The sequence below is a fragment of the Streptococcus mitis genome, assembly GCF_009496285.1.
GTDB classification, from domain to species: Bacteria; Bacillota; Bacilli; order Lactobacillales; family Streptococcaceae; genus Streptococcus; species Streptococcus mitis_BP.
The window spans coordinates 1-25620 of sequence record NZ_WIJK01000004.1 but is presented as its reverse complement, the minus strand read 5'-3'; the positions used below and the strand labels follow the sequence as shown (position 1 = coordinate 25620).

Below are 25620 nucleotides of genomic sequence, written 5' to 3'. Positions count from 1 at the left end.
GCGACTTAAGGACTTCGTTAGGAGTTCGAAATGTTTTATCCAAGGAACTTCAATGGACATCAGCTTCATCACTTTAAGAAAAAGCGAACAAGACCAGATTCTGTTTATCAGAAAACTAGTTTTGTCCGCTTTTTATATTCGAGATTAGTCTCTTGATCCAATCTCTATGACTTATACTCTTCGAAAATCTCTTCAAACCGCGTCAACGTCGCCTTGCGTACTCAAGTACAGCCTGCGGCTAGTTTCCTAGTTTGCTCTTTGATTTTCATTGAGTATTAGATGCTTTTACATCATCTTATTCGTCGTCTTTTTTCTTGCCTATTGCAAACATACCAAGAAGTGCTCCTACAACACCTACGGCTGCAAGGCCAGCATTTTCTTTAGTGCCTGTCTCTGGGAGTTTGTATGGATGACTTGCAGGTGCTTGGTAGGTCTTATCTTGTGACATAGTAAGAGCTACAAGAGACTGCTCATCTTTGTATTCTGGAACCTCATGGATAGCTCCTTCTGATCCATTGACACCACCTGTGTATGCTGGAACTTGGTGAGTAGTCCCTTCTCCACCAGGAACGCCACCAGTGAACTCAGGGACTTCATGAACAGTTGCTTCTGCTCCATTCACACCACCTGTGTATTCTGGGATTTCCACTACTGGTGCTGCTTCATCGCCTACTGTACCAATAGCTCCTGTGTATTCTGGAACTTCATGAACAGCTGCTTCGACTGCGTTAACGCCACCCTTGAATTCTGGGACTTCTTGAACAGCTGCTTCGACACCATTTACGCCACCTGTGAATTCTGGGACTTCTACTACTGGTGCTGCCTCATCACCTGCTGTGCCAATAGCTTCAGTGTATTCTGGAGCTTCATGAACAGCTGCTTCGACTGCGTTAACGCCACCCTTGAATTCTGGGACTTCTACTACTGGTGCTGCTTCATCACCTACTGTGCCAATAGCTTCAGTGTATTCTGGAGCTTCATGAACAGCTGCTTCGACACCATTTACGCCACCTGTGAATTCTGGGACTTCTACTACTGGTGCTGGCTCATCACCTGCTGTGCCAATAGCTTCAGTGTACTCTGGAACTTCATGAACAGCTGCTTCGACACCATTTACGCCACCGGTAAATTCTGGAACTTCTACTATTGGTGCTGCTTCATCACCCTTACTTGTAGTTGGAGCTGGTTTCTCTGGTTCTTCCGGAAGTTCTTGGTGGAATGTAGTCATTTCGTAGAACTCTGGTTTGCCACCTTCCCAAACAAGTTTGACATCCAATAATGGAGACTTATCTCTGACAGCAAATGTTTGGAAGCTTGAGGTAATCTCACCTAGTTCTGACCAAGCATCTGCTTTATCCTCTTTCAGAGTACGAGCAAGCACACGAGCTTTCACTCCTTGTGGAAGACTTGAAACAAGTCGGATATGATTTGCGTCTGTTGGTTCTGACAAGTGGTAGACAAGCTCACCTTGTTCTTTCTCAGCCTTGTAGCTTGTCAATACTTTGCCATCCACAAGGTTTGTGTATAGGTTTCCTTGGCTTTCACCGCTGTTTCCTTCAACAGTTGGGTCATTGATTGGTTTCACGAATTCACCATCATTGATAACCAACTCAGTGAAGCCTACAAAACGAGCATCATAGTCTGCTGTAAATAGAACACGGAGGTAGTTGGCTTTAACTGGACTTGAAAGTTCACCCTCGATATAGCGATTTCCTGGCATCTTAGAATCGTGTGTCCAGCCATCTGTCAAGGAATCATCACGTGTTTCATTAGCAACACCGTCACCAACTGTTACAACATCTGTCCAAGTCTTACCATCTTGACTAACTTGAATCTTACCATCACGGAGATAGTTTTGAGTGCCGTCTTGGATGTAAGCTCTAATCTTCTTAATGTCACGCTCGCTACCAAGTTTCAAGGTAATATGACCATCTTTACGAGCATAATCAGAAAACTCTACAAAGTTATTGTAAACACCATCGAACAACTGATCCAAATTCTTGATTTTGCGAACATCATTTCGGCCGTATGTTGGGTGAATTCCCATTGATGTAGAATCAAGTGTCGTTGGTTGAACTTCTTTTGTCTGAACAAGTAGAGATGTTGCTGTCACTGCTTGTTCTTGATCAGTCTTATTAACTAGACGAACATAACGTACCAAGGACTTATCAGTCACTTGATCAGCTGGATACCATTCTTGGGCATTTGGAGAGTATTCCAAGTTAAGAGATGGATTTTCTGTACCAAGTGCTTGAATGCTTTCAGCTTGGTGTAGACGATCAAGTTTCATACCCAAGTAACTATTAGCTGGAAGCTTAGTTCCGCTTGGAATTTGCAGGTCATAACGGCCTAGGCTGTCATAAACTGGAGTTGACTTCAAGCTTTCAACGTTTGTATCAGTCAATTCGCTATTGCCTGCACGTGTTTCAACTGAGAAGTCAGCGATACGCCACCATAGGTTGATGTTCTTAGTATTGCGAACACGAACGTAGCGAGCTGAAATTGGAGTTTCGATTTCTTTGGTTTGTTCACCAGTCAAGCGATCCAATTCTTGCCATGAGCTACCATCTGCAGAATATTCAAGAACACCTTCTGCCAATTTATCTCCTGCTCCTTGAACCAGACGAACCTTGGTCACAGGTTTGACTTCACCCAAGTCAAGTTGTACCCAACCATTGACTGGAGTTGTGTCTGTTCTATCAGCATTTGCCAGCATGGCTTCAGTATTATCACGTCCATCTGTAATCTGTCCAACTGTTGTGTTGTACTTGTACATAAGATTTGGACTGATAGTCACAGTAGCTGACTGTTTAGCACGAGTAACTTCTACAGGGCGGTTAACAGCAATTTCTCTTACCGCAAACCAAGTGTTTCCACGATCTGAAGTCGCAATCATGCGAACAGCTTTAGCGTTGATGTTGAGGTTTTCAAATTTAAGCAGAGGCTCATTACCAGTGTAGCTTGGTTCTGAAAGGGTTACCCACTCATCATTTTCATTGAGATACTCAACCTTAGCGTTGTTAAAGGTATCACGAGGATTTGCTTGAGTTCCCATTGCAAAGGTCAAGTTTTGAATTGGAACAGCTTTATTAAATTTCAAGCCAATGTAGTCACCAGTTTGGATGCTGTTTGGTGACTTGATAAGGGCATGTGTTCCTAAATCTCCGTCAGTTACTTCAGCAAGTCCACCTTCGACACCTGTACGGTTAGTGATAAAGGTACTAATCACTTGGTCAGGATGCAAGGCTTTTTGGACTTCTGTTGCAAGGATTTCACGAAGGCCAAGCAAGAATGGACGGATATGTTGAACACCCAACTCAGCTCTTTCATCATGGTCTACATAGTGGAAGGTATAAGTTTGTGATTGTTCGTAGAGTTTCAAGCCCTTATAGTAACTATCCCAAAGTTTTGCAGAATCGTTCTTTTCAATAGCTTCTGTACCATCAAGAAGAGCACTCAAGGCGTCCATTTGATCAATAGTATTATCCAACCAATAGTGGATTTGAGCACGCATCTTTTCATCACCAGATGCTTTATAAAGTTGAGCTGCAGCTTTTAGTTTTGCAAATTCTGCACGCAATTCTGCACGCTCTACACTAACATCTTGACCAGCTTTCAACTTAGACATGAAGGTCGCCAATTTCGGTGCAAGTTCAACAGATTCTTCCAACTTCACGACACGACCATCCATGTTTTGGTTGATCATATGTTTACCAAGCTCACGGAAGGCAACTGATGCTTCGCTATCTGTAAACTTACCGTTTTCAACAAAGTTGAAGGCGATGTCATTTACTTTCTTAGCTTCTTCTTCAGACTTCCATTGTTTCCATGCATACTGAGCTGCAGAGAAGAGGGCAATCTTAGAAGGCTCAGATTGTTGCATTGGGTTCAACATGATACCTGATAGGAGACTAGGGTCTACATTCGGATGAAGGAATTTCTCACCGCCACCCAAAATCAAGTGTTGTTTAGAGTTATCTGTAACAGGCCAGTTTACCCATAGAGAAACTGGACGGTAGGTCTTACCACCTGCAGTCAGGTTATTCTTAAGGTTAGAGAGGAAGCTTTCAGACACTTCACCCCAAATCTTACCACCAGTAAGGGTCATAGAAGTTGAAGTTGGAAGATTTTCGTTGAGTGATTTCAACTCATCTTCACGACCATTCCCCCAATATTGACCTGGGACAAAAATCATTTCCTTACGAAGACCAACATAAGTTGCTTGTTTTTCAGTCAACCAATCTGTCATGTCCTTCATCAAGCGGTTGTAGCTATTGTAGCCACCAACTGGACTTGGAGCATCATCGGCTAGAATACCGAACTCACGGACACCGACATCCATCAATTGAGTGAACTTAGCCTTAATGGTTTCAAGGTCTTTTTGGTAGTCAGCATCGTTGCCAAAACGAATACGGTTGTTCATGAATGGGTGGATGGTCCACACATAACGAGTCTTGTTTTGGTTTCCGACACGCGCCAATTCACGAATTTCAGCTAATTTTTCTTCTGGATAAAGTTCACGCCATTTCTTGTTGTGGTATGGATCATCTTTTGGTGCAAAGAAGTATTGAGTCAACTTCAAGTCACCACCATAGCGCATCAACTCAGCACGATCAGCATTGGTCCAAGGGTTTCCATAGTAACCTTCGATAAAGCCACGGTTCTTAATTTCAGCAAAGTCTTCAACTGTTACGTTACGTAAGACAGGAGCTTCACTTTCATTAAGCATGTGTTTAAGAGTAGTCAAACCGTAGAAGACAGCATCTGTATCTTTACCGACGATAGAGATTGTGTTGCCTTTGATTGACAAGGCATAGGCATCAATCTTGTCAAATAATCCTTGAGAAATTCCTGACACTTCTTTTTCAGCCTGTGAATTTTGTCCATGAACACCAAGGTAGATATTTGTTGCACCTGCTACAGGTGTTTGGCTGCTTGTGTATGAAATTTGATGATCTTGTAGAACACTCTTCAAGCGGTTACGAGTATAGATATCTAACTGATCGCCCATAACAAGATTTACTTGTTTATGGAGTTTCGTAACGCCTTCACCATAAGTTACTTTTTGTGGTGTTGGGAATACCTTATATTCTTTCTTGAGATAGTCTTGACTTTGTGCTGCTGCAGCAACTACGTCGTCACTAGCTGGTTTGCTAGCTACAAAGCTATCAGCAAGTTCAGTTGTACCATCGCTTACTTCTTCAACTTTAGGTTTTTCTGGAGTGACAGGTTTTTCTGGAGTGACAGGTTTTTCTGGAGTAACTGGCTCTTCTGGAGTAACTGGCTCTTCTGGTTTGCTATCAGAAAGTGGCTTAAGAAGTTGAATCTCTGCTGCACTACCAAATCCACGCACACCTTCTAGAACTTTAAACTCTATCTTATCTGTTTCAATAGCCTCAAAGTTAACTGTCTTTTCTTTGGCATTATTTTCCCAAGTTCCAGAAGCAACTTTAACCATCTGACCATCTTTTTGAGCATAGATTTCATAAGATGTTACGACACCATTGCCTCCACCTGGGCGTGGAAGGTAGGTCAGACCATTTACTTTTTCTGCTGCTTTCAAGTTCATTGCAACAGTGAATGGAGCCTGATCTCCAAACCATTTTGAATGCCAGAAAGTATTCGGATCATTGTCGAAAGCTTTTTCTACTGGACCTTCAGTATTGGTTCCTGGCAATTCCTGACTTGTTGCAGAAACTGTAAATTTATCATTTGGAATCAAACGTGGATTTACGAATGGTTCATTTGACAACTCAGCACTATGCAAGATTCCTTTGAAGCCACCGATTGTTTCAAGAGGTAGAACCAAACTATTATGAGCAAAGCGAGGGTAAGCTGGATTTGCAATACGTTCAACTTTTTCGCCATCTACATAAACTTCAGTCACTTGAGGTTTGGTTACGACAGAAATTTGATAACGTTTGTTCTTTTCAAGTTTTTTGTTAAATTGGATATGGAATTGTTCAAATTTATAAGCGAGGTAGCCATCCTTATCCGCAAGATAAAGTTGGTTGTCTCCGCTAGTTGAGAAGGTTTGTTGCCCATCACCAGTTACAGTAACATCCAATTTCAAGACATGACTTGGACCGACATCACCAACAAGTCCTTCGATAGTGCTATCTTTTTCGAAGTTCAAACCTGCTTCAGTCTTCTGTACTTTCTTAGCAAGATAATCTTTGATGGTTTCTGGATTGATCTTGAACAAGTCGCTTTCGAATACTGTCTTATCAGGATTAGATTGTGGTGCATAAACACTTGTTGGCAAGGTACGCTCTGCAAAAGTCTTGCCTGCACGATCAGATCCCCAAGTACGTTCTGCAGTTGTTTGCATACTCTTGAAGAAACGTTTAAAGATATCGTAAGAAGTGAGTCCAGTTTCATGGAGGTCAATATTATCATTCCATACTGCATGACCACCACCAAGGATATTTGGATTAGATGCTTCTAATCGAGGTCCTCCACCCGTTGTAAAGTCATTTGGAGTCCAACTATTGTATTGGCGTTCATAACTTGCATAGTCTCCGTAACCACCTTGACTATTGCTTCCACTAGGAACACTATAGGTTGGAATATCTGTGATATTGATAATCTTAGCACCTTGAGCAATAGCATCAGCTGGACGTTGCCATCCGATACTCCAGATATCAACTTCTACATCTTTCCAATCTACAGGTGTAGTTCCTTGTTTGGCACTGAGGGAACCCCAAATACGTGGTGTTAAGCCCTTACCTTTGATGTACTGAATCATATCATTGACATAGCGACGATAGCTTTCTCTACTGCCGTAGTACTCATCAGTTCCGATATGAACTGTTGAGACACCATGAAGTGGTGCATTTTCTCCATCCAACAATTTATCATAGACTGATTTAACAAAAGCAAGCGTTTCTTCATACTTGTTGTCCAAGTCCAACATAGCCACACGTTCTACATTGTGTTTACCTCTATAGTCACTAAGACTGCCTTTATACATAAGATCAGGTCTAACCTTAACAAATGAAAGAGCGTGACCTGGTGTGTCAATTTCAGGAACAAGGTTGATATGCAAGGCTTTTGCTAACTTGATGATCTGTTGCATTTCTTCCTTAGTGTAATGCTCGTCTGATGTTAATTTTTCACCATTTTCACCGACAACATCAGTCTCTACACGGAAGCCTGTCTTGGCATTTTTAAGAACATAATCCAGTTCTTCATCTTGAGAAAGATTCTTACCAGCCAAGTGGTCTTTTAGGAAGATATAGTTGTCATTCAAGTGCAACTGAAGATCGTTCATCTTGTAGTAGGCCATGTTGAGCATGATGTCTACAAGCGTATCATAAGGAATAAACTTACGACCTGTATCTAGCATAAAGCCACGGTGACTGAAGCTTGGGAAGTCACGGATTTCTCCGTTTTGCAAATCCTTTTCTCCCATCTGAAGGAGAGTACGAGTTGCGTAAAAGGCTCCTGCGTTGGTCGCCGCTTCTACTGTGATAACTCCATCTTTAATGGTGATACCATAGCCTTCTTTGCCATAGCCTTTATCTACAACTTTCTTAAATTCAATCCGTTTTTGAGCTGTTTGATCACCTGTAGCGATTTCTAGCCCACGACTTTCAAGGTCAGTCTGATAGAATTTAGCTTCTTGACCAAATCCAGAATCGCCAACTGAAATCACGGTATCAGCTGTAATAGAAGTTTTGCCTTCAGTTCCATACCATTGTTGAACTGCTGGAGCAACTGCTGGTTTAGTGCCAACGCCTTCGTCTGCATGTAATCCTTTAATAAGGACTTCAAATTCTTTTGTGAAGGTATGAGTATCCTTGACTTGTTGGACCATTACCTTGACAGTTTGATCTGTTAAGGGTTTGTAGATCTTGTTATTTAGGTCAACAACACCCTGTTTGTTGCTACCAATCAAGCTAACTTTTCCTGGCAAGCTCGGTAAAACAAGTGACTTACCGTTTTCAGCAACAGTTAGGTCTGTAACTTGACGAATATCTGTTGGTTTGCTAGCGTCTGGAATGTTTGAGTAGGCACGAATTTCTTGAATCCCAACATTTTTCCAGTTCATTGTACCAGCTTGGTAATCTGTGATTTCAAGTTTAAGGTATTTGGCTTGGATAGCTTCTTTCAAGTCAATTTTTTCATCAAGAAGAGGATTCCCTGTTCTTTGATAAGCCAACTTCCATTCTTTAACTCCTGAACCATTCACATCATCCTGACCAGCGTAATAGAGGTTCCATGACTTGATATTTGGATCATTTTGTTCACCACGAAGACGGCGGTCCCAATCAATCTCAACATGCTTAATCACTGTTGTCTTCTCAAGTGTAAATTCGATTGTTGGTTTCTCAACGTTTTGGTCAGTTGCCCAACGAGTATCAGGTTTTCCGTCGATTGCCTTTTCTGCTGTAAATGGTGTGTTGGCTTCATGGTTTGAAGCTGTTGCAGTCGCCTTTTCTAGATGATTGACATCTGGTGTATCTACTACATCTTTAATCGCAGGACTTGCAACTGGTTTCGCCTCAGAAACTGCTTCCTCTTTAGGATTTGTAGCTGGTTTTGAAGCCACTTCTTCCTTAGGAGCAGGAGTTTCAGTTGGTTTTGGAGTAGTTGTTTCAGCTGCAGTTGCTCCAGTTTCTGACGCTGCAGGTTGATCATCTACAGTTCCAGCACTCGCTTCTGCTTTTTCAATAGCTGCTGCTATATCTGCTGGCAGTTTATCCAGAGGCTGAGCCTGTGTTACCGTACCTTCTGTCTCTGAAGGTCCTTCTGTTTCAGCAGCCTGAACCACACTAGCTCCAAAGATACTAGCACCAATCATAACAGAAGCTGCGCCGATTGTAAATTTACGTATACTGTAATGACACCGTTTCTCAAAAAAATGTTTTCCCATTTTTTCCTGTTTCCTTTCATACGCTCACAAGTGGTAAGCGTTCTCATTCCCCTTTAGAAAAAGAGAGGACCTAGAGGGTCCTCTCTGGGTTTTCTTTTTCTCCACGACAATGATTGTGGAGTCTAAGCTCTCTTTTATTGAAAACTTTTTTGTATTTTAATCTTCTTTTCTTTTGACAGCTAAGAGTGCTGCTGAAACTGCCATGCTGACACTAGCGATGAAGAGAGCTGTTTCAGAATTATCTTCACCCGTATTTGGAAGAGCATTTGAATTCACCTCTTTAGATGTATCTTTATTCTCTACTGAAAGTTTTGAATCTTCTCGATACTCTGGTTTTTCCACTACAGGCGCAGGTTGGTTACCTACTGTACCAATTTGGCCTTTGTATTCTGGAATTTCATGGATTGCGCCATCACTTCCATTCACACCTCCGGTAAACTCTGGTACTTCATGAATTGCGGATTCGGCACCATTTACACCACCTGTGAATTCTGGTGCTTGGCTCACAGCTGCTTCTGCTGCGTTAACTCCACCCTTGAATTCTGGAACTTCGTTTACAGCTACTTCTTCTCCTGCCGTTCCAACTACTCCTGTATACTCTGGAAGTTCTACAACTGGCGCTGCTTCATCGCCTGCTGTGCCAAGAACGCCAGTGTATTCTGGAACCTCTACAACTGGGGCTGATTCATTGCCTGCTGTGCCAAGAACGCCAGTGTATTCTGGAACCTCTACAACTGGGGCTGATTCATCGCCTGCTGTGCCAAGAACGCCAGTGTATTCTGGAAGCTCTACAACTGGGGCTGATTCATCACCTGCTGTACCAAGAACACCAGTGTATTCCGGAACCTCTACAACTGGGGCTGATTCATCACCTGCTGTACCGATTGGTTCTGTGTACTCTGGAACTTCATGGATTGCGGCTTCAACACCATTTACACCACCTGTGAATTCTGGAAGGTCAACAACTGGGGCTGATTCATCTCCCTTGCTTGAAGTTGGAGTTTCAGGTTTAGGTTCTGGATCTGGAGTTGGGGTAGGTGTTTGGTCTTTCAATTGGTCGAGATAATCTGCAAAGAATTCAAGGATTCTATTTGTCAAAAGATGATTATCTGTTGCAAATTTCATGCTGGCAACAACACTTGCTACTTCCTCTTGATTGCTCTTATCAGTCAATTTTTGAGCTTTAGCCAAGGCTGCTTCATAAGCTGTAGTATCAAGACCAGTTTCAGCAACTTGTGGACGAGCGAAAATCAATTCTGCAGCAGATTGATATCTATTGCCACCATCTCCGTAAGTTCTTGTTCCTGTTAGGACAATCTTCTTAGCTTTGATAGTCTTGCCAAAATCGATATCTTTTGGCTTATTGTTATCAGCCCAATTGGTTGCATTGAAGGTATGTTCCTTACCTGTTTCATCCGTTACTACAAGAGTAACATCTCTCAAGTTACCATTTGAACCTGAACCACGTGGAACATAACGGAAGCCTGTGATTTCAGTTGGTTCCTTCAAGACCATGGTTGCTGGTTTGCCAACATCTCCTCCGCTCCATGATGTATGCCATAAACTTGACACGTTGCCATCAAAGGCATTTTCAAGACCTTCTTGAGCCTGAGCAGGAGCTGTAAGACTTGCAAAGTCATCTGCTACAAGAGCTGTTTTCTTCATCACTAAAGCGTCTTTAAGAGCATTGACCTTAGCAATTTCAGACTTAGCTTCTTCTACACTGATATCATCGTCTGCTTGGCTGAGGTTGAAGACTGCTTCTTTCAAAGCATCCATTGTTTCTTTGGTGTAGTTGGTCATAGCAACAGTTGGAAGATAGTTCTTGACAGCATTTTCTGTCATCATCTTACCAGTCAAGACAATTTCTTCGATTTGAAGTCTGTCCATGATGAAGTCATTGTAGCCACGGAAGTTAGCATTACCACCAGAGTCTCCGCGAGTGTTACTTGCATTACCTGTAGAGTAGATACCTACCCATGTATCGCCAGTTTCTGCACCTGTTACTAGGAAGGTTGCACGTTTCGCTTTCTTAGAATCTGTCCAAGTATTTGGCAATTCATGCACTTCCATATTGCTCGTTTGACCATATTGGAATTCTCCCTTACCGACTACAAAGGCGTAAGTATTGTCAGATCCAGCTTCATAGTCAAATGTAATACGATAGGTCTTGCCTGCTTCAAAGCGGAAGTTTTGTGGAATTGTTTGGTAAACCAAGTTACGACGACTTACGAGACCATTTGTCTTGAGTGACCAATTTCCTTCGATAACATCATCAACTTTCTTGCCATTCCAATCACGTTGTGTGTATGGTCCATGTTTTTCAGACAAGTGAGTACGGTTATCTTCAACACCTTCGATACCACCGATAACAAATGGGAAGATACCTTGACCGACATTTTCAAAGTCTTGTTTGAAAACGCCTGTTGCAGTGTCGTGACCGTCACCGTACATATTTGATTCATTTTCAAAGGTACGAATTTCATCGAAGTAAGTTGCTTCATCGCCTGCTTCACGACTCAAGGTCAAGGTGACATTTGATACATCTGAACCTGTTGTGAAGAAAGCATACATATTTTGGAAGTAACTTGTGTTATCAACCGTTGCATTGCTTCGACGAGTATTGTGAGCATAGGCTTTTACATAGTTAAGTGCTAGTGACTTGTTAGTGTAGTTGGTTACTTCTTTTTCACCAGTATTAACAGTAATACTTGCTTTAGCATTACTACGGTTGTCGACACCGACATACACTGCGTATTTAGTATTTGGCTTCAAGCCAGTCAATTTTTGAGTGAGACTAACTTTTTCTTTATTGCCTTGGATACGGAGCATTTGGTTTGCACCTTGAGACTTCACGATTTCAGCCTTAGAAGCATCTCCTGAAATCTTCCAATGATCCAAAGATTCACTGTTAAATCCTTGGTCATAGATGTGCATTCCTTCACTCCATGACATTTCTGGATTTGTTTGTTTAGAACGATAGAGAACATATGGCTGATTTGCAGTCAGATCAAGGGTAATCTTACCGTCTTTCACGGCAACTTCTTTTTCCTCAGTCTTACCTTGGTCAGTTAGTTTATAAAGGTAAACCTTACCATTTGCCCAGTCGCTAGGAAGTGTCCAAGTTGTTGCACCTGCTTCAGTATTGAAGTAGTACATTTTTTCCTTGTCACTTTCAAGCTTGTTACCATTTGCATCCCAGTTCCAAGGAGTCAAGTAAGCTGAACCGTCTTGGATGACACGTCCGTTGAGCGTTACTGTACGTTCACGATATTGTGGACTGTTGACATCATTGGATTTACGAGTTACCACAACCTTGTTATTTGCAGCATCAACCAATTCGACTTTCATTTCTGGAGTCCATTTATAGGTACTACCATTGTCAGTCATGGTTACTGGTTTGCCATCTTCCCATTTGCTTACTGTGAAGTGTTGGAAGTACTTAGTCATAACGTCATGAGCAAACAAGTTTGTTACATAACCGTTATAATCACTACGTCCTTGCCATCCTTCGAAGTCCTTCATGCTATAACCGCCTAGAAGTGGGTAGTCAGCTGCACCACCATAACTTCTGTAGTCACCAACCCAAGAATCTTTTTGGTGGTTACGGATAAAGCGAGTAATGGCACTATTAATACCTTTATTTGTATAGCCACCGTAGGTTAAGTCAGCTGCCCAGTGTTGGAAGGTAGAATCATACTCACCACCATGGCCCCACTCAATTGCAAAACGCCAACCCTGTTTGTTGATTTCTTTTGCAAGAACGTGAGTTGCCCAAGCACCGTTGTCACCTGATTGGCCGTTACCCCAAACGTCGACATAGATGAAATCTAGGCCTTCACCTAATTCTTTCTTCAATTCTTCCCAACGCGCTAAACGTCCATGAGCCAAGTCATAAGCTGCATCGATATTAATACCTTGGTCAAGCCAGTTCCAACCATAGCTGTAGCTTCCATCTGGATTCTTACGAAGAATATTTTCGTTAAAGTATTTAGACTCAGGATAAGTTTCAGAAGCGTTAACGTGAATACCTAGATGAGCTCCATATTTCTTCGCTTTCTCAATCAAAGCCTTGAAGTCTTCGACACCACCAATACGTTTACCAATATCAGCATAGTTCAAGTGTCCAGAGTCATGACCTTCACTTCCGTATCCCTTAAGAAGTACACCTTGACCAAGACCATCGGTGTGGAGGTTGATCTTCTTGATACCATCCAAGGTCATGAGGAATGGGTTTTGCGCTTGTGAACCAAAGTTCATAGCGATACGGTAAGCTGTAATGTCTTTAACTTTTTCCCAACCTTGAGGGTTGTTCATGATACTGCGGTAAGCAATCGCACCATCTTGCCAGTCAACCTTATGGTCAGCATTGGCATCTTCCGTGATGACAACTTTTGCACTTGGAAGTTCTTGAGTGTATGCTGGGAAGACAACTCCGTTGTGGGCTTTTTCCCATTGCCATTCAGAACTATGAATTTCCACGTAGTTAGCATTGCCAATCGTATTCTTATAAGCTGTCAAACGTGTCCAGTCGTAAGAACCACCACCATAGCTATTTTGTGAGTTGCTCCATACACCTGCTGCAAGCTTGTCTGTTGAAACAAATCCATACATGTAACCTTTTGCCAAATCTTTCATTGGATTTGTTACTTCGATATGGTCGTCACCACTTACGTGAGTGTTGTTTGACATGGTTGCCCCATCAAACTTAGCTCCTGCTTGGTCGCTTGATACAGATACCAAGGCATTTCCTAGGAAGCTGATTGAAGAAAGTAGTTTGCGTTCATCATCAATCTTCTGTCCTGGTGTTACTTGGTTATGGTTGACAATCTTAGTTACATCAAAGTGAAGTTGATTGTCCACCACTTGCAAACGAACGGTCATATCTGCATTGATGAGGTTCTCCGCATCACGGAGTTTCATTTCATACTCAGCAGTCGTTGCATTGACCTTCTTATAGGTAATTTCAGGAGTCACAGCGTGCTTGTTAATCACAACTTGATTAATCGGTTGCACTTGACCTGGAAGCTTGTTGCCATTTAGGACGTACTCTTTAATACGTGGGAAGGCTTGGTCGATGACTGCTTTCAATACTGTAGATTCGATCGTGTCATATTTGACTTTGCTATCGTCTACGGTGTCGCCCTTTTCTTTTTCAGCAGCCTCTTGGTCGTTTTTCACGCCTTCTTGGTCATCCGTTTTGACATTGACAATGGTTCTCTCACTGCTATAGCTTCCAGCCTTAAGAACGATTTTCTTCTCATCTTTGAGCTTGTCATTTACAGCAGATGGTAAGGTAAGTGTGTCAAAAAGTTTGACATCATTGTTTGTTGCGTTAAGTTGTCCATCTGATTTGAGGCTGATCGTCAAGTGGTTGACAGAACCATTTACTGGTGCTGCAACACGTCCACCTTGGTACCAAAGTCCACTTCCATTTGACTTGTATTCCCAGAACCATCCACCTTGGTCGTAACCTACAAAAACGTTGTTATCAGTGTCTTTGAATTTCATGAAGACACCAAAGCGTGATTTACCTGTTTCAGATTCTTCTTTAAAGGTCAAATCAACTGTAGCATTTCCATTAGCATCGACTGTCAAACCATCTTTTTCAAACAAGGCTGGTTTCTTACCATTGTCATTTTGAGCAGTTGAAGCTAGTTGGTTGTAACGAACTCCATTTTCTTCACGGATTGTTACTGTTCCCTGTTGGTCTTTATTTTCAACTGTTTTCCATTCTGGAGTAACTTCTTTTGATTCAGTCGGTTTATTCTCAGCTGGTTTATTTTCAGCTGGCTTGTTTTCAGCAGGTTTATTTTCTGCTGGTGTTTCTTCTTTTGGCTTATCTTCCTTAGGTTTATCCTCTTTTGGTTTTTCTTCTTTATCTTCTACTTGCTTATCCAAAGCATCTAGACCAGCTGGTTTCGTTGTTTCAATACCCTTGATGTAGTTTTGAATCCACTCTAGCTGAGCAGGTGAGAAGAGAATACCTCCACTACGTTTACCAGATACACCATTTTGATGAATACCAATCAATTTCCCATTTTCATCGAAAATTCCACCACCGCTGGCACCAGGTTCACTTCCTTGATAGCTAATGCCACGAACACCTTCTCCGTGATTGTTAATAGCTTCAACAGTGGTATTCAAAATCGGATCGAGCTCGCCTTTTGGATAACCAAAAACATGCACCTTATCTCCCACCTTAATTGTAGATGGTTTATCCAAAACTTCAACTGGAGCATTTGCAAGTGGACTGCGAAGTTTGACAATGGCTAAGTCATTTTTATAACCTTTTAGGAAACCTTCACGATCCCAGTGTTTCACATCATTCTTACTGAATTTGACGTCCGGTGCCCCTTTGTAAGAAACTGTATAAACATCGTCATCACTTTCAACATTATCAGCTACTTTACGATTATTGCCATCTGGAACATCTTTGATAAAGTTATGAGAAACAGACAAAACGAGATTTTCCCCGATAACGATACCACTACCAAGCCCTGCAGCACTTTTAATTTCGACAGTCGCACCGTAGTTTAATACCCCATTTTTTGTTTTAGCAACATCTTCTGGGACTAAGCTTTTATCTTCTTTTTCTAGTTCTTCTTTTGAGGCAGTGCGGCCATTTTCTTCAGCCTTATCAAGTTTTCCACGTAGTTCTTCAGGAAGAGTATCTGAAGCTGCTGAGCTTGTTGCAGTTGCAGTTTCTTTTTCTTTTGCCAGCAATTCTTCTTCAGTCTTTGGTCCTTCAGTTACTTCAGGAGAACCCTGATCTTCACCAGGTTTTGGTGCTTCAAAGTCATGCCCATCATCCTCTTTAGCATTGGCAAGAGCTGCCGCCAAATCAGCTGGCATATTCGCTGTTGAACCTGTTTGTGCAGAATCTGCGAGAACAGTGCTAGTTCCAAAGAAAGCTGCACCAATCATGACAGAAGCAACTCCTAATGAAAATTTCCGAATACTATATTTGCAACGTTTTTCAAATAATCCTTTATCCATCGGTTTTTTTGTTCCTTTCAGTTTACCAAGTAAGCGTTTGCATTTTGTTTTAAAAAAATATCCTCCTCAATTTTTAAACACTTCTGGATAAACATATAATTTTTTCTATACCAATTTAATATATCAAAAACAGTTTGAAAAATCAATAGTTTAATAGGTAAAATTAGTAAAAGTAAAATCCAATTATTGGGCAAGTCTGAAACGATTTTCAGATGGCCTTATTTCTAAAGAAATCGCTATTAAAAAAGAAACTCTATCTAAAAAGTTAGACCAATTTTGACTAACTTTTTAATAAAGTTTCCATGCATTTTTATACTTTTTTTACGTTTTTTACGTTTTTTATTGTTATAAAACCTTTCGCGGCTTCGTTCCTTCTGCAGGTCCGATAACTCCAGCCATCTCTAATTCTTCCATCAAGCGAGTTGCTCGGTTAAAACCAACTGATAATCGACGCTGAATCATGGAAGCACTTGCTTTTTGAGTTTCAATGACCAGAGCCTTAGCTTCTTCAAATAGCGGATCTCCACCTTCATCTCCTGTGCTAGACTCACCATCTGTCTCAGAAACCTCTCCAGGATCAAAGCTTTCATCATAATCAGCATCTGCTTGAGCCTTAATAAAACTAACAATACGCTCAACATCATCATCCGAGATAAAGGAACCTTGCAGACGAACAGGATGGTTTTCATCGATTGGTTTAAAGAGCATGTCTCCTCGACCCAATAGTTTCTCAGCACCATTTTCATCCAATATAGTTCGAGAATCCGTTCCTGAAGATACAGCAAAGGCCACACGAGACGGTACATTGGCCTTAATCAGACCAGAGATAACATCCACTGAAGGACGCTGCGTAGCAAGGATCATATGAATACCAGCTGCACGCGCCTTCTGCCCAAGACGGATAATAGCATCTTCTACTTCCTTGCTAGCTACCATCATGAGGTCAGCTAACTCATCGACAATCACAACGATCAAAGGAAGAGGTACTTGTTTATACTCAGATTGAGCGTTGAACTCCTCCACCTTAGCATTAAAACCAGCAATATTACGAACGCCAATTTTTGCAAAGAGTTCATAACGATTTTCCATCTCATCCACGACTTTTTGAAGGGCCTTGCTGGCCTTACGAGGATTGGTCACAACTGGAATCAAAAGGTGTGGAATATCATTATAGACTGACAACTCAACCATCTTCGGATCCACCATCATAAACTTGACTTGGTCTGGACGCGCCTTCATGAGAATACTTGCAATGATACCATTGACTGCAACAGATTTACCAGAACCTGTCGAACCAGCCACTAGCAAGTGAGGCATTTTGGCTAGGTCAAAACTACGAGCTGTTCCGTTAACTGCTTTCCCAAGGGGAATTTCTAGCAGATTTTCAGGTTTAGTTTGCGATTGTTCCCAGAGCTCTCGGAAGGAGACTGTCGCAATCTCTGAGTTAGGCACTTCAATCCCGACTAAGGATTTCCCTGGAATTGGAGCTTCGATACGGACATCTTTAGCAGCCAAGGCCAGAGCCAAGTCGTCTGCTAGATTGGAAATACGATTGACACGAACACCAACTGCTGGCTTGACTTCGTACTTGGTTACTGATGGGCCAATTTCAGCGCGTTCAACCGTTACCTTGATACCAAAACTTGCAAAGGTTTCTTCCAAAATCTTGATATTCTCGCGAACGATTTTCTTTTCCTTGGACTGGTCTTTTGGCTTATCGGGTGCAAAGAGTTGCAAGCTTGGAAGTTTGTATTCCAAAGCTTTTTTAGCAGAAAAATCTACCTCAACATCTTCATCCTCTAAGAACTCATCTTCCTCTGGAAAATCAACTTCACTAGGAAGATCATAGTCTGCTTGAGGGAGAATAATTTCAGGTTCTATCCATTCTTCCTCTGGAAGGGGTGGTAAATCATCAAAGTGAACAGGAGGAGCTTCTAAAATCTCGCCAGTTTCCATATCAACAGGAGGTATATCCAATAAGGCTTGCTCTGCTTGTTCTTTTTCTAGTCTTTCCTGTTCCTCTGCTTCCTTACGAGCTTTTTCTTCTTCTCGTTTGATAAAACGTTCCTGTTTCTTCTGCTCGCGTCGCTCCATCCAAAGGGCAAAACGTGCTCCAAGGAAATCAGCGACATCATAGACAGACCAGGGACTAACTAGAAGAGCACCGATCAAGATTAAGATAGCTCCGATAAAGTAAGTACCAATATTTGAAAAGAGAAAGGCGACTGGAATATAAAGAGCAACACCTAGAAGCCCTCCTCCAGCAAAGCTAGTCACACGAAAACCTGTCAAATCTGTCAAAACTTGGGCTAAAGTTCCCTTTAAGACAGACTGCTCGATGCCATATTTCCATACTAGATAAGCTTCAAAAATCAGCAATAAGCCTGAAAAAATGCAAAGAAAACCTGAGATCAGACCTTCTTGCTTCCGAATCCATTTGAAGAAAAAAAGATAGACTAGAACGACAAAAATGACCAGATAGGCCAGACTTCCTACTAGTAATCGAATAAGGTTATAGAGCGTGAGTCCAACTGCTCCTAATCTCAGAGCAGCGAACATTAAGCAAAAAGCTATGACTAAAGAAATTAACATCCTTTGGATAGCTTGCTTTCTTTCTAATTCAGCTTTTGACGGTCTCCGTCTTGTTTTACTTGTATTCTTGTTTGCCATTCTTCTATTATACCATATTTCAGAAACATCTAGAGAAATCAAAAAATGACTGCCCACTTTCGTGTTCAGTCATTTGAATGTATTTGTAATTATTTTTCTAATGGTTTACGAAGATAACCGTAAACGACACCACTAACAAGTGCTCCAATCAAGACAAAGACAAGGTAAAGAAGGGCATTTGTTGTAAGGGCGATAACGAAGATTCCTCCGTGAGGTGCCATGAGTTTGATACCTGCAAGACCAACAAGTCCACCTGCCACTGCTGAACCAAGGATAAAGCTTGGGATAGCACGAGCTGGGTCAGCTGCACCAAATGGAATCGCACCTTCAGTGATGAATGACAAGCCCATAACGATGTTAGTCAAACCTGAGTTGCGTTCTTCTTTAGTAAATTTATCTTTGAAGAGAAGTGTTGCGACAAAGATTGCAAGTGGTGGAACCATTCCGCCAGCCATAACCGCTGCCATCGCTACTGAACCACCTGTTGACACTGTTGCTGCAAGAGTACCAGTACCAAAAACATAAGCTGCTTTATTGACAGGTCCACCCATATCGACAGCCATCATACCTCCAAGAACGATACCAAGGAGGACAGCTGATCCGCCTCCAAGACCGCCAAGGAAGTCGTTCATAGCAGTGTTGATTGCTGCCATTGGGATGTTAACAGCAAGCATGACAAATCCTGTCAAGACTGTTCCAAGAAGTGGCAAGAGAAGGATTGATTTAGCACCTTCAAGTGAACGAGGAACTTTAACGTATTTCTTGATAGCAAGAACCAAAGCACCTGCGATAAATCCACCAACAAGGGCACCTAGGAAACCAGATGAGACACCTGCAAGGGCTGAAGTTGCTTCACCACCTTGAGCGTAAGGGATTTTACCAAAAGCAAAACCTTCTTTGGCGATAGCACCAGCTACGAAACCGGCTACCAAGCCAGGTTTTTCTGCGATAGAGTAAGCAACATATCCAGCAAATACTGGAAGCATCAAACCGAAGGCTGCACCACCAATTTTCATGAACATAGAAGCGAGTTCATGGTAAGAACCAAGATTTCCAAGGCTATCATTTGGCACACCCATAGCACCATCAATCAAGAAGGCTAGGGCAATCATGATACCACCACCGATAACGAATGGCAACATTTGAGATACACCACTCATCAAGTGTTTGTAGAAGGCACCACCGACACTTTGTTTTTCGTTAGATGCTGTTGAAGCTTGTGCTCCGTTAGCAGCATGATAAACTTCAGCATTTCCAGAAAGAGCCAAGTTGATCAACTCTTCTGTCTTACGAATACCATCTGCAACTGGACGATTTACCAATGGTTTACCATCAAAACGATCCATCTCAACTGCTTTATCTGCAGCAATAATAACAGCTTTAGCCTTGCGAATATCTTCTGCTGTCAATTGGTTACCAACACCGCTGGCACCATTAGTTTCAACCTTGATACCAACACCCATTTCAGCAGCCACTTTTTGAAGAGCTTCTTGAGCCATATAAGTGTGGGCAATTCCTGTTGTACAAGCAGTTACAGCAACGATAAAGTCATCAGAACCATTTGCAGGTGTTTGAACTGGTTCCTCAGCTTTTTCTGATGCTTGATCAAAGAGTTCAATAACTTGATCAGCTGATGTTACTTGACGAAGTTTATCAGCAAAACCGTCTTTCATTAAGTATTGAGACAATTCTGCCAAGGCAGCCAAGTGAGTATCATTGGCACCTTCTGGAGCAGCAATCATAAAGAAGAGGTCAGTTGGTTGTCCATCTAAACTTTCGTAGTCAACACCCTTGTTTGACTTAGCGAAGAGAACTGTTGCTTCCTTTACAGCAGCATTTTTGCTGTGTGGCATAGCGATACCGTCACCCAAACCTGTAGAAGTCAAAGCTTCACGCGCCAAGATTCCTTCTTTAAAAGTTTCAAAATCTGTCACGTATCCGTGTTCTACCAAGCTATGAATCATTTCTTCGATAGCTGCTGTTTTTTCAGTTGCTTGTAAATCGAGCAACATGACATCTTTTCTCAATAAATCCTGAATTTTCATCTTTTTTCTACCTCAACTTTTTCATAAGTTTCTTTTATAAATGCTGCAGTCGCCAAGTCATCAGAGAAGGTAGTTGCTGTTCCACAAGCCACTCCCCACTTGAAGGCTTCTACTGCGTCTTTTGATTTGACAAACTCACCAGTAAATCCAGCAACCATAGAGTCACCAGCACCAACTGAGTTTTTCACTGTTCCCTTGATCGGTTTAGCAAAGTAGGCTCCCTCTGATGTTACCAGAAGGGCACCGTCACCAGCCATAGAGATGATAACGTTTTGAGCACCTTTAGCCAGCAACTCTCGAGCGTATTTTTCAATCTCATCTAAACTTTCGAGCTTGACTCCAAAGATAGCTCCAAGTTCATGATTATTTGGTTTGACTAAAAGTGGTTGATAATCCAAACTATCAATCAAGGTCTGACCTTCAAAGTCACAGACCACTTGAGCACCTGTCTGACGAGTCAAGGCAATCAAATCCTTATAGATAACATTGCCTAGGTTTTTTGCACTCGAACCAGCAAATACCACTGTATCTTCTGCTGTTAGACTTGAAAGAATATCTTTTAGCTCTTCAAGCTGTTCTGGCTCAACAGTAGGACCAGTTCCGTTGATTTCAGTTTCTTGATCCGCTTTAATCTTGACGTTGATACGCGTATCTTCTGCTACTTGGACAAATCGCGTTTCAATTTGCTCCTCAGCTAAAGTATCTGTGATAAATTTACCAGTAAAACCTCCGATAAATCCAGTCGCTGTATTTGGAATATCCAATCGTTTCAAGACACGACTAACATTGATTCCCTTACCACCAGCAAACTTATCATCACTATCCATACGATTAACACTACCAACTTCCACTTTATCCAGACGGACAATATAGTCAATAGATGGATTGAGCGTGACTGTATAAATCATACTTCGATAACCTCCGTTTTCTCTTTGATAGCTGGCAAGAGTTCGTGACCCTTACTTGTAATGACAATAGCTCGTTTTATAGGGGCTACCTTAGCGAAACAAGACTGACCAACCTTAGACGAATCCGCCAAAATATAAGTTTGTTTGGCATTTTCTAAGATAGCACGCTTGACAGCTCCCTCCTCCATATCTGGAGTTGTATAATAACCATCATCCACCCCATTCATTCCGATAAAGGCACGATCAAAGTGTAATTGGTTAATCTGATTAAGCGCGACACCACCGATGCTGGCATCCGTTGTCATCTTTACGCCACCACCGATAATCACAGTTGGAATTTGCTTATCCACTAATTGTACCGCATGGTGAATGGAGTTGGTTACAACAGTAATGTCTTTTCGCTCCAATTCCTTAATGAGAAAGGCTGTTGTACTTCCTGCATCCACAAAGATAACATCTTTTTCTTTGATGAGGGAAGCTGCCTTTTGCGCAATCAATTTTTTCTCTTGAAGGTTTTTGACAGATTTTTCTTGAATGGTTTCTTCTTCTTGCAAGGAGTGTGGCAACTCTGCTCCTCCATGAACTCGGCGAAGTTTATTTTCCGATTCCAATTCATCTAAATCTCGTCTAACCGTTGATTCTGACGTGTCTAACAAACCTACTAATTTCTCTAGAGAAACGACTTTATGTTTGCCCAGCTCCTCTAAAATTAATTTTTTTCTCTCGGTTTTTAGCACTTATTCACCTCCTGTTAACGATTACAATAATCATTCTACCACAAAAAAAATCAAAGTCAAGCACTTTTTGTCACTTTCTTCCATTTTCTATCATTTTGCCAATTGTTTGAATTTTATTTGCAAGATAATTCCCTTTATGATAAACTATTTTAGTAAGTATTGGAAGATTACTCAAGAGGCTTAAGAGGCCGTGTTGGAAACGCGGTAGGCGTGTGAAAGCGTGCGTGGGTTCGAATCCCATGTCTTCCGTTGCTATAGTGTAGCTGCATCTTCATGCAGCTTTTTATAATGGATTTTTCATTTAGACTTAGGATTGAAAAAGATGCTTGACTAAAACTCACCACAAGGAAAGAATCCAGTAAATCTCTGCATTAAAAAACGCATAGTATCAATGTTTGTAAACACTTGATATTATGCGTTTTATTATGAAAAAATTATTAGATTTTCTCTTCAAATTAAGCTTTTTCCTGATTTCAGAAATGAAATTATTCATCTCATGTTAACAATTGTAATTAACAAGTAACTAAGTAATAGTTTATCTTAGTTCAAATTAGTTATTACAATAATCTAATTTTTGTAACTTAGTTTGTTCCTCTCCACCCTTTTATTTTTTCATAAACATCTTTTCTAAATTTTCCTAATGATTTATTAATAAGATCATCCTCAGATGTGAATATTATATCACCATAAATAAGAGCGTCAATTTTTTTATCAATCTCAATTTCCTCTCCTAAAAACATATTTTTTAAATCTTCTCTATATTTTTCGTTGTATTCTTTTTCTCTATCCAGCATCTCCCTAACTTCAATTTTATGAACTTTATAGGCTTCATCTAATTTTAGGATATCAATTAAATCATTTTTCAAATCTTCTGTTTCTGCTAAAGTATGTAGATTACCATCTTGGTCTTGTTTTATCTCAATTCTATAACCATCTAAATCCGTGATTAGATCAAATTTTACTTTTTGTGTATCATTTCTAAGATATGGGTTGATTTTTAATGTCTTTGTACCTTTGATACGATTACAAGTACTACAACTTGGTATAAAATTATATAATGAAATTGAAAACATCGGAAATGTATCTTTATTATAGAAATGATCCATCTCTGCACCAAGCGATCTATCCCGAGTATTGATATAATTACGATTGCAATAGGGACAAACCAGTAATCCTCTACTATCCGAATCGATAAAATTTTGAATCATAAAGCAATTTATTTTTTCAGAGTTACCCATTATAGTAATTTGCTCAGATAAATTATACAGATCTTTTATCTTTTTAAAATCATTTCCACTATCATTATTTGAGTGATTGTTAATATATGCTTCCATACGTTGAGGTTCTAATAAAATTAATATTTCAAAGTACTCAGCAAACGAAGAAAATTGTCTACCTTCTATTTCCTCAACCAAATTTTTAATCTTCTGACTTCTTCTATTCATTAATTGTTCAAACTTTGTAATCAAATTATTATACCATAGCTCTCTCTTGTAATCATTAAAATGAGAATTTCGTATTTTTTGCATAATAAATTTATTTTTAGTTCCAATTTTCCCAGATACAAACTTCTTAAACTCAGTATCTTGCTGATTAGGAAAGTTATTAATTTCATTGAAATAATCTTCTTGAGAACAATATTCTCTAATTAAACTTTTTATCAAAGTGGGACCGCAATAACCAAAAGTAGCCTCTAAATCTTCTCTAAAATTATTTTTTATGATTCTTACAAAATACCTCGATACAACACTATCTATGTATTTACTGATCATAAATTTGATATAGGCATCAACAAATTCTTGTGGATAATTTGGTAATTTCAAATGCATCATTGAGAACGTTCCCCCTCAAGTTGTTCGAGTTTTTTTTGAAGTTGAGCAATTCGATTTCGGATTTCAATGCTCTCATCATTTTTATTTGGGAATGCTCTATAAAATAATTCTTTAAGTTGGTTTGCAATGATTGGTTCACCTACAGAATCGATTACTTTTTTGGCAATTTTCTCATTTATGATTTCATCAGAATAATTATACAAATTTTCCTCACGACTATAGGAAGAATTTGAATTAACTTTAAAACTCAAGTATTCTATTGTATCTTTAATTGTATTATAGGCATATTCTCCCATTACATCTTGTAGAAAAAAAGAATCTTTAAAAAGTGTATATATATTCTGACCGAATGTTTTTTCAAACAGTCTATCATTTGTCTCTTCATTATTATCTCTCGTAAGAAATAAGATGTTTTCTTTGTAAATATCTGATAAAAAAATTGGTGAATGTGTTGTGATAATTACTTGTAAGTGTTTATCATGGAAGATTTTTTCGATGATTGGTAAAGCTCTACTTATCCACTTGCGTTGCCATTCTGGATGTAATCCAAGATCAATTTCGTCGAAAAGTAATACATAATTTGTTGTAGCTACTCCTGGAAATGTTTTTCCTTGTAGATTGATTTTTGCTGAATACAGATTAGCAAAAGATTTTAATAATCCTAACTCTCCAGAACTTAAACCTACCCACCTCACATGAATAGAATTGAGAACATCTGGTATTTTAATTTTGGAAATACAGTCCACAATTAATGAAATCTTTGTAAAATCTTCATTAATATCTTGTAATTCGTACAGAAAATTCTCAAATCTCTGTAGCGATTCTAGCTCTTTTCCAGATTTTACAATTTTTTTCAAATCCTCCCAAACTTTCTCTGGTATTAATTTATATTTTATTGAAATGTCATCTTCGTATATTTCAAAATAGGAAATGTAACCTACTGCCTCGGCTACTTTTGTACATAAACCTTTATTTTTTCTCCAAAAATCATTCCATCTCGATTGGATATTTTCATTATATAAAGGAGTGTCTATTAAATTCCTTACAGTATGTAGAAGTTCTTTCCATTCTTCAAACACCCAATCACTATAATGATTGTATTCTTCCTTTTCATTAATTTTTAATAATGCGTCGTAACATTTTTCAAGAATATCATGCATTTGCTTGATATATATATCATCGATATCATCCTTCGTAGTTTTTAAGTAGTCAAAATATACATTAAAAATAAACAAAAGATGCCATATTTCTATCCATTCTATACCTTCATCTTTAACTTGATAAAATTTCAAATCATCAGTAATAGTCTGAGGTTGGATAAAAAAATTAAATTTATCACGGATTGATTGATATTGTAATTTTATATTACGTCTATCTGCAACTAATGCTAAATGAAAATTTAAAAAGTTTTCACGATAGGACTGGCTTCGTTTTAAATGATTATAACTAATAATTTGATTTATCAAAACAGAAAAATATTCTACCAGTCTAAAATTTATTTCATCTTTTTCTGCATCACACTTCATTCTAATAATTTTATCTAAATAAAGT

The 25620-nt window shown here is 40.0% G+C and carries 9 protein-coding genes and 1 tRNA gene; 2 read left to right on the top strand and 8 right to left on the bottom strand.

The features are described 5' to 3' along the window. Positions 1-295: 295 nt before the first annotated feature. Together GEZ89_RS02030 and GEZ89_RS02025 are read right to left on the bottom strand one after the other, a co-directional pair. On the bottom strand, positions 296-8878 hold the full coding sequence (locus GEZ89_RS02030; RefSeq protein WP_153224780.1) for an SIALI-17 repeat-containing surface protein: 8583 nt from the start codon (positions 8876-8878) through the stop codon (positions 296-298). A gap of 156 nt (positions 8879-9034) precedes the next feature. Next, positions 9035-15877, bottom strand: a complete 6843-nt coding sequence (locus GEZ89_RS02025) for a SpGH101 family endo-alpha-N-acetylgalactosaminidase (protein ID WP_153224779.1) — start codon at positions 15875-15877, stop codon at positions 9035-9037. Here GEZ89_RS02025 and GEZ89_RS09525 point away from each other — a divergent pair. Further along, on the top strand, positions 15804-15968 hold the full coding sequence (locus tag GEZ89_RS09525; RefSeq protein ID WP_194251820.1) for a hypothetical protein: 165 nt from the start codon (positions 15804-15806) through the stop codon (positions 15966-15968). The genes GEZ89_RS02025 and GEZ89_RS09525 overlap by 74 nt on opposite strands. Before the next feature lie 254 nt (positions 15969-16222). Here GEZ89_RS09525 and GEZ89_RS02020 read toward each other — a convergent pair whose 3' ends face one another. The 4 genes from GEZ89_RS02020 to GEZ89_RS02005 all read right to left on the bottom strand — a co-directional run bounded on the left by GEZ89_RS02020 (position 16223) and on the right by GEZ89_RS02005 (position 22237). Beyond that, entirely contained in the window at positions 16223-18547 is a 2325-nt protein-coding gene (locus tag GEZ89_RS02020; protein WP_153224778.1) for a DNA translocase FtsK, read from the bottom strand. A gap of 89 nt (positions 18548-18636) precedes the next feature. Then, positions 18637-20592, bottom strand: a complete 1956-nt coding sequence (locus tag GEZ89_RS02015; protein WP_153224777.1) for a PTS fructose transporter subunit IIABC — start codon at positions 20590-20592, stop codon at positions 18637-18639. Continuing rightward, the gene (gene pfkB / locus GEZ89_RS02010) at positions 20589-21500 is read right to left on the bottom strand and encodes a 1-phosphofructokinase (RefSeq protein WP_049532558.1); all 912 of its coding nucleotides are present in this window, start codon (positions 21498-21500) and stop codon (positions 20589-20591) included. The genes GEZ89_RS02015 and pfkB overlap by 4 nt, the downstream gene beginning before the upstream one ends. After that, complete coding sequence (locus GEZ89_RS02005; RefSeq protein WP_322741468.1) at positions 21497-22237, bottom strand: DeoR/GlpR family DNA-binding transcription regulator; 741 nt, start codon at positions 22235-22237, stop codon at positions 21497-21499. Before GEZ89_RS02005 ends, pfkB begins: the two co-directional genes overlap by 4 nt. A 161-nt stretch (positions 22238-22398) precedes the next feature. Here GEZ89_RS02005 and GEZ89_RS02000 point away from each other — a divergent pair. Then, a tRNA-Ser gene (locus tag GEZ89_RS02000) sits at positions 22399-22486 on the top strand. A 332-nt stretch (positions 22487-22818) separates the two neighbouring features. Here GEZ89_RS02000 and GEZ89_RS01995 read toward each other — a convergent pair. Both GEZ89_RS01995 and GEZ89_RS01990 read right to left on the bottom strand, forming a co-directional pair. After that, complete coding sequence (locus tag GEZ89_RS01995; RefSeq protein WP_153224776.1) at positions 22819-24069, bottom strand: hypothetical protein; 1251 nt, start codon at positions 24067-24069, stop codon at positions 22819-22821. Further along, positions 24066-25620, bottom strand: a 1555-nt coding sequence (locus tag GEZ89_RS01990; protein ID WP_228113859.1) for an AAA family ATPase, incomplete at its 5' end; no start/stop codon positions are given. The genes GEZ89_RS01990 and GEZ89_RS01995, both read right to left, overlap by 4 nt.

What these genes read in the sequence shown, in the direction of transcription:
- pfkB (WP_049532558.1), bottom strand. Translation starts at nt 21,500, where the DNA reads ATGATTTATACAGTCACGCTCAATCCATCTATTGACTATATTGTCCGT.
- GEZ89_RS02030 (WP_153224780.1), bottom strand. Translation starts at nt 8,878, where the DNA reads ATGGGAAAACATTTTTTTGAGAAACGGTGTCATTACAGTATACGTAAA.
- GEZ89_RS01995 (WP_153224776.1), bottom strand. Translation starts at nt 24,069, where the DNA reads ATGATGCATTTGAAATTACCAAATTATCCACAAGAATTTGTTGATGCC.
- GEZ89_RS02025 (WP_153224779.1), bottom strand. Translation starts at nt 15,877, where the DNA reads ATGGATAAAGGATTATTTGAAAAACGTTGCAAATATAGTATTCGGAAA.
- GEZ89_RS02015 (WP_153224777.1), bottom strand. Translation starts at nt 20,592, where the DNA reads ATGAAAATTCAGGATTTATTGAGAAAAGATGTCATGTTGCTCGATTTA.
- GEZ89_RS02020 (WP_153224778.1), bottom strand. Translation starts at nt 18,547, where the DNA reads ATGGCAAACAAGAATACAAGTAAAACAAGACGGAGACCGTCAAAAGCT.
- GEZ89_RS09525 (WP_194251820.1), top strand. Translation starts at nt 15,804, where the DNA reads ATGACAGAAGCAACTCCTAATGAAAATTTCCGAATACTATATTTGCAA.